Source organism: Streptomyces sp. NPDC021212 (genome assembly GCF_044332925.1).
GTDB lineage: Bacteria > Actinomycetota > Actinomycetes > Streptomycetales > Streptomycetaceae > Streptomyces.
This window is the reverse complement of sequence record NZ_JBIRPZ010000021.1, coordinates 105183-121118: the sequence shown is the minus strand read 5'-3', so window position 1 is coordinate 121118 and position 15936 is coordinate 105183. Positions and strand designations below refer to the sequence as shown.

Annotated in this window: 14 protein-coding genes and 2 pseudogenes; 7 read left to right on the top strand and 9 right to left on the bottom strand. The window is 70.9% G+C overall.

Going from position 1 to position 15936, the window contains the following annotated elements:
- Nucleotides 1–44: 44 nt before the first annotated feature.
- Nucleotides 45–303: pseudogene (locus ACH4SI_RS38595) on the bottom strand (LLM class flavin-dependent oxidoreductase); the annotation flags it as partial.
- Between the two features lie 688 nt (nt 304–991).
- Here ACH4SI_RS38595 and ACH4SI_RS38590 point away from each other — a divergent pair.
- Nucleotides 992–2110, top strand: a complete 1119-nt coding sequence (locus tag ACH4SI_RS38590) for a cytochrome P450 (protein ID WP_398304439.1) — start codon at nt 992–994, stop codon at nt 2108–2110.
- A 298-nt stretch (nt 2111–2408) separates the two neighbouring features.
- Nucleotides 2409–3533: a glycoside hydrolase family 76 protein gene (locus tag ACH4SI_RS38585; RefSeq protein WP_398304436.1), complete on the top strand. Its 1125-nt coding sequence runs from the start codon at nt 2409–2411 to the stop codon at nt 3531–3533.
- Nucleotides 3534–3697: 164 nt separating this feature from the next.
- Here ACH4SI_RS38585 and ACH4SI_RS38580 read toward each other — a convergent pair whose 3' ends face one another.
- Together ACH4SI_RS38580 and ACH4SI_RS38575 are read right to left on the bottom strand one after the other, a co-directional pair.
- Nucleotides 3698–4579, bottom strand: a complete 882-nt coding sequence (locus ACH4SI_RS38580; protein WP_398304433.1) for a peptidoglycan-binding protein — start codon at nt 4577–4579, stop codon at nt 3698–3700.
- A 150-nt stretch (nt 4580–4729) separates the two neighbouring features.
- Nucleotides 4730–5119 carry a VOC family protein gene (locus ACH4SI_RS38575; RefSeq protein WP_398304429.1) on the bottom strand — a complete coding sequence of 130 codons (390 nt, stop codon included), beginning with the start codon at nt 5117–5119 and terminating at the stop codon, nt 4730–4732.
- A 153-nt stretch (nt 5120–5272) separates the two neighbouring features.
- Here ACH4SI_RS38575 and ACH4SI_RS38570 point away from each other — a divergent pair, with 153 nt between their 5' ends.
- Nucleotides 5273–5701, top strand: a complete 429-nt coding sequence (locus tag ACH4SI_RS38570) for a hypothetical protein (RefSeq protein ID WP_398304426.1) — start codon at nt 5273–5275, stop codon at nt 5699–5701.
- Nucleotides 5617–5967 (top strand): annotated as a pseudogene (locus ACH4SI_RS38565) (LysR substrate-binding domain-containing protein); the annotation flags it as partial. The gene ACH4SI_RS38570 and the pseudogene ACH4SI_RS38565, both read left to right, overlap by 85 nt.
- A 111-nt stretch (nt 5968–6078) precedes the next feature.
- On the opposite strand, the gene ACH4SI_RS38560 reads toward ACH4SI_RS38565, so the two are convergent.
- Nucleotides 6079–6858, bottom strand: a complete 780-nt coding sequence (locus ACH4SI_RS38560; RefSeq protein ID WP_398304423.1) for an alpha/beta fold hydrolase — start codon at nt 6856–6858, stop codon at nt 6079–6081.
- A gap of 170 nt (nt 6859–7028) precedes the next feature.
- Between ACH4SI_RS38560 and ACH4SI_RS38555 the strand changes: the two genes are divergently transcribed.
- On the top strand, nt 7029–8198 hold the full coding sequence (locus tag ACH4SI_RS38555) for an aminotransferase (RefSeq protein ID WP_398304420.1): 1170 nt from the start codon (nt 7029–7031) through the stop codon (nt 8196–8198).
- Between the two features lie 24 nt (nt 8199–8222).
- On the opposite strand, the gene ACH4SI_RS38550 is transcribed toward ACH4SI_RS38555, so the two are convergent.
- Entirely contained in the window at nt 8223–9548 is a 1326-nt protein-coding gene (locus ACH4SI_RS38550) for an MFS transporter (RefSeq protein ID WP_398304417.1), read from the bottom strand.
- A 129-nt stretch (nt 9549–9677) separates the two neighbouring features.
- Entirely contained in the window at nt 9678–10886 is a 1209-nt protein-coding gene (locus ACH4SI_RS38545) for a PucR family transcriptional regulator (protein WP_398304414.1), read from the bottom strand.
- A 171-nt stretch (nt 10887–11057) separates the two neighbouring features.
- Between ACH4SI_RS38545 and ACH4SI_RS38540 the strand changes: the two genes are divergently transcribed.
- On the top strand, nt 11058–11855 hold the full coding sequence (locus ACH4SI_RS38540; RefSeq protein ID WP_398304410.1) for an SDR family NAD(P)-dependent oxidoreductase: 798 nt from the start codon (nt 11058–11060) through the stop codon (nt 11853–11855).
- A 111-nt stretch (nt 11856–11966) separates the two neighbouring features.
- Nucleotides 11967–12611 carry an MFS transporter gene (locus ACH4SI_RS38535; RefSeq protein ID WP_398304407.1) on the top strand — a complete coding sequence of 215 codons (645 nt, stop codon included), beginning with the start codon at nt 11967–11969 and terminating at the stop codon, nt 12609–12611.
- 34 nt (nt 12612–12645) lie between these two features.
- Here the strand turns inward: ACH4SI_RS38535 and ACH4SI_RS38530 are convergent, their stop codons facing one another.
- The 3 genes from ACH4SI_RS38530 to ACH4SI_RS38520 form a co-directional block, all read right to left on the bottom strand.
- Entirely contained in the window at nt 12646–13842 is a 1197-nt protein-coding gene (locus tag ACH4SI_RS38530; protein ID WP_398304404.1) for an FAD-dependent monooxygenase, read from the bottom strand.
- A gap of 149 nt (nt 13843–13991) precedes the next feature.
- Entirely contained in the window at nt 13992–14684 is a 693-nt protein-coding gene (locus ACH4SI_RS38525; RefSeq protein WP_398304401.1) for an HAD family hydrolase, read from the bottom strand.
- A 67-nt stretch (nt 14685–14751) separates the two neighbouring features.
- Nucleotides 14752–15852 (bottom strand): winged helix DNA-binding domain-containing protein, encoded by a 1101-nt coding sequence (locus tag ACH4SI_RS38520; RefSeq protein WP_398304398.1) that lies wholly within the window; start codon nt 15850–15852, stop codon nt 14752–14754.
- Nucleotides 15853–15936 lie beyond the last annotated feature (84 nt).

Genomic DNA, 15936 nt, shown 5'->3' with positions numbered 1-15936 from the left:
GCGGGTCTGGAGCCAGGTGTGGAATTCGCCGATGTGATGCTCGCCGTGGCCATGCGCGCGGTGATGGCCGGGTGCAGCGCGGGAATCGGCGTCGAGGCGTGCAGCTTGATCCGCTCCGTCACGGCGGCCAGGCCCGCCATCAAGGTGAACGACTCCAGGCAGTGGTCCCAGAACTCGGTCTCGCCGCCGAACCCCTTGAGCTTGATCATCGACAGCGCGAAGTCGAGACCGTGTTCCTCGGCCTTCCGCACGATGGCCTTGTTCAGCGTTGTTGCCGATGGGGATGAAGACGCCGATATCCATGCCGCTCCTGAACGGTCCCGTTGTGTGATCCGGGTGTGATCCATGTCGGACTGCCGGGCCCGCGCCCCGCCGGAGCAACTGCCATGCCTCGTGGAACAGTTCCGGCAGGGTGCCCGGCAGCGGCGGCAGCGGTTTCGCCGCGTGCGCCCACGGGCCGGGGAGGAAGACGCCCCGGGCCGGCGCGGGCCCGCTTGTCCGCGACGGCCAGGCCGCGCTCCACCGGCTCGGCGGCGGCCATGTTGTGCCGGGCCGGGGCCCAGCCGTTCCAGCGGCGCACGTTTCGGCCGGACGGCGTGGCGAGCGCCGGCAGCTGAAGGGAGGACGCCACCGCGTCCTGGCCGAGTTGCCGGGTCCGGGTCCAGGTGCCGTCGCCGACCAGCTCCGGGCCGGGCTGCCCCCGGGCTCCGGCGTCCAGGCGCCCGTGATGTACCGGCCGATGCGCTCGCTGCCGACGAGCGTGTCCTTGCGCCAGGAGCCCCAGCCGCCGACGTAGCCCTGGAGCGCTGAGGTGATGCGGAAATCGCGCCATTCCCGTGCGATCCACTCGTCGGCCGTGGCCGTGGTCTCGCACATGGCACGATCATGACCGACACCACGGACATCCGGAGCCCCCATGTCGTCCTCGCAGGATCCCATCCTTCTCGATGAGCACTTCTTTTCAGATCCTCATGCCTCCTACGCGGGCTTGATGCGTGAGGGCACCGTCCACCAGGCTGTCGCGGCGGGTGGTGCCCCGCTACATCTCGTCACCGGATACCAGCAGGTGCGCGACGCGGCCAGGAACCCCGTACTGTCGCTCAACAAGCGGCATTCCCGCACCGGAGGCCGGGACGGCGAATCCATGCCGCCCGAGCTGAACGGCCACCTGCTCAATACGGACGCCGCGGACCACGCCCGGCTCCGGCGCTTGGTGAACGGAACGTTCACGGCCCGCCGCACCGAGCTTCTGCGCGGGGACGTCCAGGAGATCACCGACCAGCTCTTACAGCGGATGTCGTCCCGGCCTCGCGCCGATGTCGTGGCCGACCTCGCCATGCCCCTGTCCATGGAGGTCATCTGTCGTGTGCTCGGAATTCCCCGAGGAGACCGGCCCGACTTCCGGGAGTGGACGAACACCCTGCTCAGCCCGGCGCCTCACGCAGCCCAGCAGTCCCGGGAAGCCATGCGGCACATGCATCGCTTCCTCGTAGCGTTGATCGACCGCAAACGGGAATCTCCGGCTGACGATCTCCTGTCCGAACTCGTCCTCGCCCAGGAAAACGAAGATCGCCTCAGCTCCGACGAGCTGGTGGCCATGGCCTTTCTGCTGCTCTTCGGTGGTTACCACAACACCGGAAGCCTGATCGCCACAAGCGTCATGGCACTGCTCACGCACCCGGAACACCGGGTTGCCTTCTCCTCCGGGGAAGTGCCCATGCATGCGTTGACCGAAGAGGCATTGCGTTGGAACTCGCCCACCATGCTCGCCGTTCGCCGTTTCGCCACACAGGACATGCGGATCGGGGACACCGGCATTGGTGCCGGGGACCGCATCTGGCTTTCCTTGGCATCGGCCAATCGCGACCCGGAGCGTTTCGAGGAGCCCGAGGTGTTCGCCCCTTACCGGGAGGACAACGCCCATCTCGCCTTCGGGCACGGTCCCCACTACTGCCCCGGCGCGTCCCTGGCCCGGCTGGAGAACAGCATCGCCGTGACCTCGCTGATGCGACGGTTCCCCGACGTGTCGCTGCTCGGTTCCCCGGACGGGCTGCGATGGCTCGTCTCACCGCGAAGCCGCTGTCTGTCCGAATTGCCCGTCTCTCTGTGAGCCGTCGCGGCGCGGCCAGGACGGCGCTCAACTATGAGCGGATGGATTCGTTTGTGACAAGAGTCAGTCAGTAAAGCACTTGTTTACCTTTCTCAATGACCGAAGTCAGTCAAGTGATGCTACTTTCAGCGCATGACTTCGAGCACACGACACGTCAAGATCACCGCATGAGGCCGTCCCAGTCGCCCGGACACGGGTTACCCGCCCGCAGGCCCTGAAGCCGCACCCGCGCCGTCCTCCCTTCCCCCACCCCCCACCACCTAGGAGCAGTGCCCTCAGCACACAAGGAGTTCCCGACATGCACAGACGGGCCCGAAGAATCTGGACCACCGCGGTCGTCGCCGCCTGCGGTGTGACCCTGTCCCTGCTCGCGACCGCCATACCGGCCCAGGGCGCCCCTCAGGCCGCCCCCACCTCCCGCGCCAAGGCCTCCGCTGCCGTCGACGCGATGATGGGCTTCTACGACCAGAAGACCGGCCGGTGGAATCCCGATGCCCCGTGGTGGCAGTCGGGGAACGCCCTCCAGGCGCTGCTGGACTACATGATCAGGACCGGTTCGCGGAAGTATCTGCCCGAGGTCAAGAACACCATTGCCGAGCAGCGCAAGCCCCTGGAGTGGTGGCCGCAGGGCGGCGGCGAGTTCAGGGCCGACTCCACCGACGACACCGGCTGGTGGGCACTGGCCATGACCCGCATGTACGACCTGACGCGCGACAAGCAGTACCTGAACATCGCCAAGCTCGACGAGGCCTACATGCGGGACTACTGGGACGACACCTGTGGTGGCGGCATCTGGTGGGACATCCCGAGCAAGACCTACAAGAACGCGATCAGCATCGAGCTGTACATCAAGCTCGCCGCCTCCCTGCACAACCGGATCCCCGGCGACAAGGTGTACCTGAACCACGCCCTGGAAGCGTGGAACTGGTTCAAGAACAGCGGGATGATCAATAAGGATCACCTCGTCAACGACGGCCTGACCACGCAGAGCGGTGGCTGCGCCAACAACGGCGGCACCACCTGGACCTACAACCAGGGGGTGGTCCTCGGCGGCCTCGTCGAGCTGTCCAAGGCCACCGGCGACGAGAGCATGCTCACCACCGCCCGGCAGATCGCCGACGCCGTGATCGCCAGCCCGCTGCTGTCGCCGAAGGGCATCCTGACAGAACCCTGCGAGGCGGCCGGGAACTGCGAATACGACGGGACGGCCTTCAAGGGCATCTTCGCGCGCAACCTCGGCGAACTCGACAACGCCCTCCCCGGCCACCCCTACCGGGGCTACCTCCAGGCACAGGCGAACTCCGCTTACGCCAACGACCGGAACGGCGAGAACCAGTACGGACAGAGCTGGGCCGGGCCGTTCGACAAGGCGTCCATCGGCCGCCAGGAGTCGGCGGTATCGCTCCTGGTCTCCGCCCTCTGACCCGCGCGTCCGCCCTGCCGCGCCCCGCGCTGCCCCGCTCCTTCCGGGCGGGCGGCGCGGGGCGCCCAGGGAGCTGCGAACCGGTGGGCGGTGCGCGGCGGCTCCGCTGACGCCGGGAGAACCCCTTGCGCCGGGTGCCGCGCACCGACCGGGCCGGTACCGTTCTAGACGTTCGGTACGTGCAGCTTGTCCCAGCTCTTCTTGCCCGGGATGCCGTCGGCGTCATCGCCGGAGTAGCCGAGCTTCCGCTGCCACGCCGCGTACGACTTCTTGTCGGCGTCCGTCCACTCCGGGCCCGGTCCCTCCTCGTAGCGGCTGCAGCCCTCGGCCACGAGCCGCTTGCCCATGGCGGTGATGATCTTGCTCTCGCGGCCGTTGCGGAAGAAGTCGGCGCCCGGGAAGGGCTCGTACGTCGCCGGAGGCTTCGGCTTGGTCTCGGTCGCGCCGTCCGGCTTCTTGCCGAGTCGCTTGCCGACTCGGGTGCGCATGGAGCTCATCGTGAAGCCCCGGGGGTCCACCTTTCCGGGCTGCCACTCCAGGTGACCGATCACGGAGCGCTCGCTCCACTTGTGTGCACGGCATATGGCGGCGGACACCTTCTCGATGGCCAGCTTCTGAGCCTCCGGCCACGGGTCGTCGCCGTCGCCGAGGTTGATGCATTCGAAGCCGTAGAAGCGGGCGTTGCCGTCCTTGTCGGCCTCGTTGTCCGTCGGCAGCTTGGTCTCGTTGATCACGGCCTTCAGGACGTCGCTGTCGCCGAAGCCCGCGTGGTTGGCCCGGCCGTTGCCGACGAGGTGGATCTCGCCCTTCTTGTCGATGACGCCGTGACACAGCGGTCCCGGCAGCGACGCACGGCCCTCGTAGCAGAGTTCGACGGAGCTCGCGGTGCCCGAGGTCACGGTGTGGTGGATCATGACGCCGTTCACCGGGCCCCACGGGCCCTTGGAGTTGCGGTTGTGCGAGCGCCAGTTGCGGTATTCGTGGACGGTCAGGCCCTCGTCGCGCAAAGCCTTCAACAGTCTGTCGGCGCTCAGGGGTGTTGCCATGGTGGAGTGCTCCTTCAGTGCTACGTGGTATCCGTCGTGTACGGATGCCGTGATGGCATCACTCAGTTGCGGTCGGTGTGCGACGCATCAACTACCGGACGAGCGTGGGGTTTCAGCCGTCCGTTTCGGCCTCCACGGCGCCGGTGACCCTCAGGCGTCCTGCGGGTACCAGCGCAGTTCCACGGTGTTGCCGTCCGGGTCCCGCACATAGAGGGAGAGCGCGGTGCCCCGGGCGCCGAAGCGCTCGCCGGGGCCGCCCAGCACCGTGAAGGCGCCGGAGTCGATGACCTGCTGCCAGTCGAGCGGCTCGACCACCAGACAGATGTGGTCGACGTTGGCACCCTCCGGCCGCCCGTCGGGCGCCTGGACGAGATCGATGATGGTGGTGGGGCTCACCCGCACGGACGGGAAGGAGGCCGTGCCCGCCCTCCACTCCTCCACTCGCACCGGTTCCAGCCCCAGCGGGCCGGTGTAGAAGGCGAGCGAGCGCTCGATGTCGGCGACGTTCAGGACGAGGTGGTCGAAGGCGATCACGCGCATGGGTGTCTCCACGGGGTCGGGGCGGCCGGCGGCGCCGGTGGGTGTTTCAGCATCACCGAGCAGGCATGCGCCGGTCCAACACCTGCCCGTCATCCGATTCATCGCGTTTCACGATGGATCGGATGGCGACCAGCACGTCGCCGTGGTCGACTCATGGCCCGCCTGGTCCGCATGGTCCACCACGGGTTGGGCCCGCACCCGCGGGGCACGGTCGGGCCGATTTGCCCGCGCTACCGTTCCCGCACTCGCCGCGCCCACGCAGCCGAGCGCTGCCCACTGCTCGGGCCGCAGGTGTTCGGCCAGCACGACCGTCCCGGCCAGCCCTGCCGTCACGGGTTCCAGGTCGGCCAGTACGGCGACGGCCCGGGCCGGAGGGGCCGGCTCACGCCCGCGGCGCACGTACTCATCCGGCACGGCGACATCCTCGAGAGCCAGTGGGAGGCGGCGAGCCCCGAGCTCCGCCCCCTCGGCGCGCAGATAGGCGGCGCCCTCCGGATGTGCGGCGTGTCCTCCGCGCTGGCCGCGCTGGCCGCCCCCGCCGCGGCCCGGCTGCGGCCCGGCTGCGGCACCGGGAACCGCTGATCGAGCTGCGGATCCTGGAGGAGGAGAGCCTCGACTGCTACCGGCTGCTGCTCGCCGAGGAGTCGGACATCGCGCTGGTGCTGCCCGGACCGGACGTGCCCCCGGTCACCGACGAGCGCTTCGCGTCGCACCCGCTCCGCGACGACCGCCAGGACCTCCTGGTACCCGAGGACCACCCGTTCGCCCGGACGGAGGGTGTGGGGCTCGCCGACGCCGCCGGGGAGACCTGGATCGTCAAGCGGCGCAACAACGACAGTCCCCACCCGGCGGATCGTCGCCGTCACACGGCGGGGCAGCCCGTCCCCACCCGGTGGTCAACGCCGGGCTGGACGCGTTGCACCACGCCGCGCGCATCGCCAGAGGAGAAGGATGAGGCGTCAGTCCTGCCCTCGGTCGGCCAGAGCGGCGGCGGTGGCACGGGCAAAGGCATCCGGGTTGTCCAGCATGATGTTGTGGCCGCAGTCCGGGATCGGGATCACGGCCACCCCCGCTTCGGCGAGTGCGCCGGCACCCGGGAGCGGGCCGTCGGCCTCGGGCAGCAGGTAGGTGCGGGGGACCTTCAGGTCCAGCAGGAGTTGGCGCATGGTGGGGACGGTGCCGCGGGTGAGGTTGACCGCGCTGCGGTGCAGGGCCTCGCGGCCGGCCAGCCGCATCGTGGACCACCAGTGGGCGCCAACCCGGTCGCGGACCTCCTCCCAGCCGCCCGCCAGGAACTCCTGCTCGGAGTAGGCGGCGATACCGCTGCTGCCGCCGGAGCCGGACACACGCGGGATCGGGTCGAGGTTGGCGTCGACCAGCACCAGGCGGGAGACCAGGTGCGGGTGCCGGGCAGCCAGGACGATGGCCACCGAGCCGCCCATGCTGTGGGCGATCAGCTCTGCCCCGGTCACCCCGGCCGAGGTCAGCGCCTTGGCGAGGGCATCGGCGTGGGCCTCCAGGGTGTAGCCGAAGGTCGTCGGGCGGTCGCTGATGCCATGGCCGAGCAGGTCGATCAGCAGAGAACGGCGGCCGGCCAGCAGCGGGTGGACCGCGATCTCGGCGAAGTAGGCGGGCGAGGTGGCGCCCAGACCGTGCACGTACACGCGGGAAGGTTCCCGTCCCGGCAGCTCGACCCAGCGGATCCGGTCGCCCTCGGTCGTCACGGCGGCGTTGCGCATGTCCCTGCTCCTCTGCACGGTCAGGTCGGTGGACGGACGAGAGTAGACGCCGGCAGCCGGCGCCAGCCACAGCGGCTTCCGGCCGCCGCGGCCCCCGCCGGCGCGCGAGGGATGTCGGTAGCATCGCGGTGAACCGACCGCAGCCAGCCAGTCCGTGAAGGAGTGCCGACGTGCGACTCAGCCCGCGAACCGTGCGCGAGATCGATTCGCCGATGGGTGCGACGTACGCCCTGCTGGCGGGGCGCAGCGGTGAGCGTACGCTGCTCGATCTGGCCCAGGCGGCGCCGAGCTACCCGCCCGCGGGCGAGATGATCGAGCACGTCGCCACGGTCGCGCACGAGCCGAACGGCGCCGCCTACGTACCGGCCCCCGGGCTGCCCCGGCTGCGGGATGCCTTCGCCGCCGACCTCGGCCAGGGGTACGGGAGCCCGGTGGGGGCCGACCAGATGGTCGTCACGGCGGGATGCAACCAGGCGTTCTGCCTCGTCGCCCAGGCGCTCACCGAGCCGGGCGACGAGGTCATCGAAGCCCTGCCGTACTACTTCAACTACGACATGTGGCTGCGCATGAACGGCGTCGTGCCGCGCTACCTGGAGCCCGGGCCCGATCTCGTGCCCACCCCGGAAGCGGCCGAAGCGCTGATCACGCCCCGCACCAGGGCGATCGTGCTGGTCACCCCGGGCAACCCGAGCGGTGTCACCCTTCCGTCGGACGTGCTCGCGGGCTTCTACGAGGTGGCGAAGCGGCACGACATCGCGCTGATCCTGGACGAGACCTACCGCTCGTTCCGCGACACCGCGCGGCCGCCGCACGACCTGTTCGCCGAGCCGGACTGGGCGGGGACGCTGGTGAGCCTGCACAGCTTCTCCAAGGACCTCGCCATCCCCGGCTACCGGGTGGGCGCGGTCGTCGCTTCGCCGGAACTGAACCGCGAGGTGATGAAGTTGCTCGACTGCGTGGCGATCTGCCCTCCGCGCGTCGGGCAGGAGGCCGCCTGGGCCGGCCTGGCCTCGGCCCAGGAGTGGCGGCGTGCGCGGGCGAACGAGATGACGGAGAAGCGGCGTTGGCTGGAGACCGTGATGGCCGACCGGCCCGGCGGTTTCGAGTTGCTGAGCTGCGGAGGGTTCTTCGGCTGGGTCCGCCACCCCTTCGCCGGGCGCGGCACCGACGAGGTCGTGCGGGACCTCATCACCCGATACGACGCCCTCGTCATCCCGGGCACCGCTTTCCTCCCCGACGACCGCCAGGTGTTCCGGGTCAGCTTCGGCAACGTCGACCGGGCCGGGCTCACCGAGTTCGCCGGGCGGCTCCGGCTGATGGCCAAGGACGCCCTCGGCTGACCCGGCGGCCCGGCCGGTCGCCGGTCACCCGTCGGCGTGTGGCCGGAGGGGGTCGTCCCCCAGGTCGCTGGTGTGGGTCTCCTTCAGGAACCACACGCACAGCGCGGAGACCAGGGCGATCACCACGATGTAGCCGGACACCGGCACCGACGAGCCGGTGGAGGCGACGAGTTGGGTGGCGAGGAGGGGTGTGATGCCACCGCCGACGATGCCGCTCGCGTTGTAGGCCACGGACGCGCCGGTGTAGCGGTAGCGGGTGGCGAACATCTCGGGGAGAAACGCGCCCATCGGGCCGTACAGCGCGGCGAAGGCGAGCATCCCGACCGCCATCGCGAGCCCGATGAGCAGCGGCTCGCCCGTGTTGATCAGGGCGAACATGGGATACGCCCACACGGCGGCCAGCACCCCCGCGCTGAGGCAGACGTTGCGGCGGCCGACCCGGTCGGAGAGGACGGCCAGCAGCGGGGTGGCCAGGCCCAGGACGAGGGCCGCCGCCATCGCGCACAGCAACAGCATGTCCTTGTCGAGGTCCAGCACTGTGGTGCCGTACGAGAGCGCGAAGGTCGTGATGGTGTAGAAGAGCGTGTGCGCGAGGATGAACGCGCAGGTCGCCAAAGCCAGCGTGGCGCCCTGACGGCGGACCACCTCGACGATGGGCGCCTTGGCCCGCTCGTGCTGTTCCAGCGCCTTCCGGAACACCGGTGTCTCGGCGATCCGCATCCGGATGTAGAAGCCGACGACCACCAGCGCCGCGCTGGCGAGGAACGGGATCCGCCACCCCCAGGATGCGAACGCCGCGTCGTCCATCGTCCGGCCCAGCAGCAGGAACGAGCCGCCCGCGGCGATGAAGCCGATGGCGGGACCCATCTGCGGGAAGCTCGACCACAGCCCTCGCTTGTCCCGGGGCGCGTACTCGGTGGCCAGCAGCACCGCGCCGCCCCACTCGCCGCCCAGCCCGACACCTTGCAGGAACCGGCACAGGACCAGCAGTACCGGTGCCGCGATGCCGACGTCCCGGTAGGTGGGCAGCAGTCCGATGGCGACCGTTCCCGTCCCCATGACGAGGAGTGAGGTGACCAGCATCGTCTTGCGGCCGGTGCGGTCCCCGAAGTGGCCGAAGATCACTGCGCCGATCGGGCGGGCGACGAAGCCGACACCGAAGGTGGCGAACGCGGCGAGGGTGCCCGCGAGCGCGGAGAAGGTCGGGAAGAACAGCTTGCCGAGCACGAGCGCGGCGGCGGTCCCGTAGATGTAGAAGTCGTAGAACTCGATGGCCGTTCCGATGAAACTGGCGACCGCGATCCGTGTGGTGGACACCGTACGGACGGCGGGTGGGGCGATGGTGGGCATGGCGGCGGCTCCCGGGTGACCTTGGACTGCCGTCGGAGTATGGGGCGCGGCGGCGGAGCACGCCACCGTTGCCTGTCGGGAATCAGCCGGGCCCTTTCCTCGCTTTGTCGAAAGCCGTTCGCACGCGGCTCAGCGCATCAGCTCGTGGAGGCGGAGCCCGAGGTGGAGAGTGAGCCGGTTGTCGCCGTCGGCCAGGTCGAGCCCGGTGAGTTCCGTGATCCGCTGCAGCCGGTAGTAGAGCGATGTGCGGTGGAGGTGGAGGGCCTGGGCGGTGCGCGGGGCCGACCCTCCGTGGTCGAGGTAGGCGGTGAGGGTTTCGGTGAGGCGGCCCGACGGGTCCTGCGCGAGGAGGGTACGCAGCGGTCCGGGCAGCAGCGCGGGCGTCAGACGGTCCGGCGGGAGCAGCGACAGGGGCGCCAGCGCGCCCAGTTCCTCCCACTGGACGACGCCGTCGCCACCGGGCCGCGCACCGGCCGCCCGTGCGGCGCCGGTGGCCTGCTCGTACGACATCCACGCCGCTTCGGCGCCGCCGTCCACGGCCTCGCCGATCCCCGCGACGCACTCCGCCGTTCCGGCCAGCACCGACCGCGCCTGTTCGAGGAGGGCCGACGCGCGGGCGCGTAGTGGCTCGTGAGGCATGGGGCGGTCGGAGAAGGTCAGCAGCACGCCCTGCGAGCCGGAGAGGCAGAACTCGGCCCGCCACGACCTGTCGGCCACCACCCGCTCCAGCCCCGTACGCAGCGCCACCTCCACCGCTCCCCCGCGCATCGCCGGTGGTTCACCGACGATCCGCGCGACGGTGACGGTGGCGTAGCCGGACGACGGCAGTCGGCCACCGCGCGCGAGCGCGTCCCGGCCGGTCTCGCGCACGGTGGCCGATGGGTCGAGCAGTCGGCGCAACGCTCCCTCGCGTGCCATGCGTTCGGTGTCACCGGCGGCGAAGTCCTGGTACATCAGGGGCGCGAGCGTGCGCGTGGCTGCGGTGACGGCGTCGATGCTGGAGCGCGGCAGAGAGCCGTCGGGGTCGATGACGATGAGCAGGCCCAGCAGGTGATGCCGCCACCGGATCGGTGCGCACAGCCGGGCGCGCATGCCGAGGTCGGCGCGCGGCGGGATGACGCCGGGCTCGGTCCAGCGGTCGACGCCCTGGGCGAGGATGTGTCCCGCCGCGGCGCTCCCCGCGTCACGCTGCAGCACGGCGCGCACCCGCACCCGGTCCTCGTCACCGAAGTGGCGGCTCGCGCAGAGGATGTGAACGCGGGGGTCGTTGACCGCGGCGGAACGGCCTATGCGCTCCGCCAAGTCGTCCACGACGTCCTGGAGTCGGCCTCCGGGCATCGCGCGTCACCTCCCACCTGACACTGCCGCCGCCAAGGAAGATCATTACGCATGCCCGCTGCCAGGTGAAGGGGTATGACCTGCCGCTTTCTACAGATCGAGGATCCGGTACGGCAGTTTTGCGACGGCCGTCGGTGGCCCGGGGCACCTCTCGGCGCCCAGGATCGGGCCATGCGCAGGGGACGACGACTGGACGGCCGCACCGCACTCGTCTTCGGGGCCGGTTCGAGCGGTGGCGGAGTGAGCAACGGCAAGGCGGCCGCTCTCGCGTTCGCACGGGAGGGCGCGCGCGTCGCGGCGATCGACATCGACGCGGACCAGGCGGGCCGTACGGCCGAGGCGATCGCTGCCGAGGGCGGTGAGGCGCTGCCCCTGACGGCCGACGTGACGGTCGAGGAGCAGGTGGCCGCCGCGGTCGTGGCGGCCGAGCGCGCCTTCGGCACGCCGACGGTGCTGCACAACAACGTCGGCGTGGCCCGCTTGGGCGACGTCACCGCGCTCGATCTCGCCACGTGGCGCGCCGCCCTCGCGGTCAACGTGGACGGTGTCTTCCTGACCTGCAAGCACGTGCTGCCGCGGATGGTGGCGGCGGGCGGTGGCGCGGTCGTCAACGTGTCGTCGATCGCCGCGATACGCGACACCGGTTACCCCTACCCCGGCTACAGCGCGGCGAAGGCTGCGGTAAACCAGCTCACCGTCGCCCTGGCGCTGCGCCATGCCGCCGAGGGCATCCGCGTCAACGCCGTCCTTCCGGGGCTGATCGACACCCCGCTGGTGGCCCGGCAGATCGTGGCCGGCGCCGACGACCCCGAGGCCGCGCTGGCGGCCCGCCACGCGGCGAGCCCGACCGGACGCATGGGCAGCCCCTGGGACGTCGCGGCGGCCGCCGTCTTCCTCGCCTCGGACGAGGCGGCGTACGTCAACGGCGTGTGCCTGCCGGTGGACGGCGGTCTCACGGCTCGCTGTTGAACTCCCTCCCGGTGCCCGGCAATTGGCGCTTCCGCCACTGCGAAACAGCCGCGCCCTGTGCGAGGATGACCGCCGAGTGAGCCGGGCGGTCGCCTCCGCGGGAGACTGGACATGCGCGCATACCTCGCACTTCTGGGCCGGCCGGGAGTGGCCCGCCTGGCGGTCTCGGCGGTGACGAGCCGTGTCGCCGCGCCGATGATCAGCCTGAGCCTGCTCCTGGCGGTGAACTCCTCCCTCGGCGCGTATGGTTCGGCCGCCGGGGTGCTCTCGGGGTACGCCGCGGCGCTGGCCGTGGCCGTTCCGGTGGCCGGACGGCTCGTGGACCGGCTGCGGCCCCGCCGGGTCCTGGCCGCCTGTCTTCTGGCCAACATGGCCGCGTACGCCGTGCTGCTGTGGGCCCTCACCCGGCACGCCCCGGTGGGAGTGCTGATCGCGAGCGCGGCGGCGCTCGGCGCCACGACCCCTCCTGCGGGCCCTGTGGTGCGCTCCAGTTGGCCGGTTCTCGTGTCCGGGGAGCAGCTGAAGACGGCCTTCGCCTTCGACGCGGTGCTCAACGAGGTCATGTTCGTCACCGGTCCGCTCATCGTCTCGGGCCTGATGGCCTTCGCGTCCCCGAACGCGGCGGTGGTCTTCGCGGCGTGCGGCACGACCACCGGAGTGCTGCTGCTGATGACGGTCCCCCTGCCACCGCCGAAGGAGGAGCGTGTCGAGCGGCACGTCAACATCGTCGCCGCGATGGTACGGGACGGCCTGTAGCGAGCAGGTGTCCGGCGCCGGCCTGGTCTGCCCGTCATTCGGCGTGGCGGTAATCCGGCAGGATCAGGCCGGTGTTGGCGGCGTGGAACTCGGCTCCCGTCAGCTTGGCGGGGTCGAGCAGGGCCTTGTTGCGGGCGTCGAGCGCTTCCCGGGTGCCGGGGACCATGACGCCGGCGCCCGAGGTGGCCAGGGCCTGGTTCTGCTCGGCGAAGGGGCGCGTCGTCTGCTCGTAGGCGGCGAAGGCGTCCGCGTGATCGGTGTGGGTGGCCAGTTCCCCGGCCAGGATGTACGCGCCGACGAGGGCGACGCTGGAGCCCTGGCCGGAGAGGAACGAGGTGGCGTGGGCGGCGTCGCCGACGAGGGCGACGCGGCCGTGCGCCCAGGTGGGCATGTGGATCTGGCTGATGACGTCGAAGAACAGGTCGTCGGCGTCGCGCATGGCGGCCACCAGGCGCGGGATGTGCCAGGTACGCTCGGGGAACGTGGCGGCGACGAGGTCGCGCTGGGCCTGGGGATCCCGGAAGGCGCTGAAGGGCGGCTCCTCCCGCCTGGAGACGAGGAATCCGTGCACACGGTCGTCGGGCTCGTGGGCATAGAGGACGGCTGCCCTGCCGGGGGCGTTCCAGACGACTGCCTCGTGCGCGAGGCCGAAGTCGTTGGGAAGGGTGAAACCGGCGAAGGTGTGGCCGAGGTAGCGGTGGAACCGTTCCTCGGGGCCGAAGACCAGGCGGCGGGTGTGGGAGTGCAGCCCGTCCGCGCCGATGACCAGGTCGAAGGTGCGGTGGGCGCCACTGTCGAAGGTGACGTCGACACGGTCCCCGCGGTCGTCCAGGGTGGCGATGGAGTCGTTGAACACGAACTCGACCTCGTCACGCACCGGGGCGTAGAGGGCGTCTGCCAGATCGCCACGTGGGACTTCGAGGTCCAGGCCCTCCGCGCCACCGGTGATGGTCTCGGGGCGGACGGAGCCGACGGGGGTTCCGTCGGCGTCCACGAACGCGGTCTTCTGGGTGTCGACGTGCGCGGCGCGCAATTGCGGGAGCAGCCCCATGCGGTCCGCGACGTCGCGGGCCGTGCCGCGGATGTCGATGGGATAGCCACCGCTGCGGATCGTGGATGCCTTCTCGACGACGGTGACCTCGAAACCGTAGCGATTGAGCCAGTAGGCCAGGGACGGCCCGGCGATGCTCGCGCCGGAGATGAGGACCTTGCGGTGGGTGGAGCGTCTCATCCGGGGGTTCCTTCCGTCGGAGGCACGTATGCATACGTACCGCAGGTATCTGTTTCGACATGGCCAATGGCCGGGATGCTATAGATACCTAACTTAGGTATGCAAGTAGTGAGCGTGATGAACTCGGCCTCGCCGGGCGGCTGTTGTCCTCAGCGGATCAGGTCCAGGACGGGCGCGAGCCCTGCCGGACGCTGATCAGCGGGAAGGTGGTCGACGAAGTGCACCGGGCACCCCAGCGCCTCCGCACCGCCGTCCGCGGTGCGGTTGTCGCCGACCATCAGCACGTCGGCGGGTGACAGACCGAGCGTGTCGCAGGCGGCCCGGAAGATGGCGGGGTCGGGCTTCTGCGTGCCCAGCTCGTAGGAGAGGACGTAGGCGTCCACCAGCCCATCAAGTGCGTGCGCCCGGAAAACCGGCCGCAGGTCCCAGCCGATGTTGCTGACCACGGCCACCGGGATCCCCCGTCGGCGCAGTTCCCGCAACGTCGCTTCGGTGTCGGGGTAGGGGCGCCAGGCGGCGGGCGTCTTCTGACGGTCGTACAGCGCCTGCGTCAGCTCCGCCCTCGGCAGTCCGGCCTCCGCGGTCAACGCGGTGTAGGCCGCCCGGTGCTGGGCCGGGCTCAGGTCCCGCTCGCGCCACAGCCTTTCGAGGTGCGGGGGAATGTGCTGGGGCTCGGGGCCGCCCGGCAGTGCTCCGCACCGCGTCAGCCGCCGCACCCAGTCGGAGAACTCCTCGCCGTCCACGGGGACGTCGGCGTCCGCCAGGACGGCGCCGAGCCACTCCTCGACCGACTCGATGCGCATCAACGTTCCGGAGAAGTCGAACATCACGCCGTTGACCATGCCCGCGATCGTAAGCCGTCGAGGATGCCGCCGGAACCGGCACCTTCGCGCGATGGCTTATGCCCGCTCACGGGGACGAGGCGGCGATCCGTACGCGGTCGCTTTCGTTGTCGGACAGGAACGACGCCAGGGCCTCGCCCTCCTCCGTGACGGCCGTGTGCTCGGCGCGGGAGAAGCCGCGCAGCGGGGTGACCACCACGGTGCCCGCGTCGACGGTCCAGGTCGCGGCGACCCGGCCGTCCACCAGCACGACACGGGCGCCTGCGACGGACAGGCCGCGGTGGGCGTCGTCGATGATCCGGCCGCGGTCGTGGTAGCCGAGGATCGTGTTGTCGAACGCCGGCAGGAACCGCACCGGGGCGGGCGTGTCCGGGTCGGGGCGCGGCGCGCCGGGCAGGTCGAGCAGTTCGCGGCCGCGCGCGTCGCGGAAGGTGACCAGCTCCTCGCGGATGGCGGCCACCGCGGCGGGGAGTCCGGCGAGGCCGCACCAGGCGCGCAGATCGGCCGAGGCCGCAGGACCGAACGCGGCCAGGTAGCGGCGCACCAGCGCCTCGCCGACCGGGTCGGTCCCCTGGGGGGCGGGCGGGTCGATCTCGCGGCCCAGCCAGTGGGACAGCGGGATGTTGCGCACCCCCGACCTCACGCGCCACAGCCCGCGCGGCGGCAGCTGCACGACCGGGACGAGGGCGGCGATGGCCATCTCGCCCAGTGCCCTCGGGCTCGGTCCGGGCCAGCGGCCGGCGAGCGCCCGGGCGACCTCGGCCATCGAGCGGGGCTCCCCGTCGGCCAGCAACGCGCGGGCCGCGTCGGCGAGTTCGGCGAGGTCCACCCCGTCCATCTCCCGGCGGTAGGCGCCCATGGCCCGCTGGCGCAGCATGGCGTCATGGCGGGCCCGCCAGGCCAGCGTGTCGTCGGCGGTGAGGAGATGAACGGTGCGGCGCATGAGGTGGGTTCGCACCACGCTCCGCCCGGTCAGCAGGCCCTCCAGGGTCGCCGGGTCGAACGCGCGCAGCCGCGACCAGAGGCCGGTGAAGGGCTCCTGCGACTCCTGCGCCTGTAGCCCGCCGAGGTGTGCGACGGCGTCGAGGACCGGCATGTCGGCACGGTCGAGCAGCAGCTGCCGGGCGAGCGTCGCGCGACCGAGCGCCCGGTTGTCCAGAACGGTCATCGGGTGGCACGTGTTCCCTTCGGTCCGGTTGTCCTCGCGTCCGGAACCACGATCGCAGGGGATGCGGTCAGGGTGTGACCGCAT

Coding starts and splice junctions, on each gene's coding strand:
- ACH4SI_RS38590 (WP_398304439.1), top strand. CDS start 992: ATGCGTGAGGGCACCGTCCACCAGGCTGTCGCGGCGGGTGGTGCCCCG.
- ACH4SI_RS38585 (WP_398304436.1), top strand. CDS start 2,409: ATGCACAGACGGGCCCGAAGAATCTGGACCACCGCGGTCGTCGCCGCC.
- ACH4SI_RS38580 (WP_398304433.1), bottom strand. CDS start 4,579: ATGGCAACACCCCTGAGCGCCGACAGACTGTTGAAGGCTTTGCGCGAC.
- ACH4SI_RS38575 (WP_398304429.1), bottom strand. CDS start 5,119: ATGCGCGTGATCGCCTTCGACCACCTCGTCCTGAACGTCGCCGACATC.
- ACH4SI_RS38570 (WP_398304426.1), top strand. CDS start 5,273: ATGGCCCGCCTGGTCCGCATGGTCCACCACGGGTTGGGCCCGCACCCG.
- ACH4SI_RS38560 (WP_398304423.1), bottom strand. CDS start 6,858: ATGCGCAACGCCGCCGTGACGACCGAGGGCGACCGGATCCGCTGGGTC.
- ACH4SI_RS38550 (WP_398304417.1), bottom strand. CDS start 9,548: ATGCCCACCATCGCCCCACCCGCCGTCCGTACGGTGTCCACCACACGG.
- ACH4SI_RS38545 (WP_398304414.1), bottom strand. CDS start 10,886: ATGCCCGGAGGCCGACTCCAGGACGTCGTGGACGACTTGGCGGAGCGC.
- ACH4SI_RS38540 (WP_398304410.1), top strand. CDS start 11,058: ATGCGCAGGGGACGACGACTGGACGGCCGCACCGCACTCGTCTTCGGG.
- ACH4SI_RS38535 (WP_398304407.1), top strand. CDS start 11,967: ATGCGCGCATACCTCGCACTTCTGGGCCGGCCGGGAGTGGCCCGCCTG.
- ACH4SI_RS38530 (WP_398304404.1), bottom strand. CDS start 13,842: ATGAGACGCTCCACCCACCGCAAGGTCCTCATCTCCGGCGCGAGCATC.
- ACH4SI_RS38525 (WP_398304401.1), bottom strand. CDS start 14,684: ATGGTCAACGGCGTGATGTTCGACTTCTCCGGAACGTTGATGCGCATC.
- ACH4SI_RS38520 (WP_398304398.1), bottom strand. CDS start 15,852: ATGACCGTTCTGGACAACCGGGCGCTCGGTCGCGCGACGCTCGCCCGG.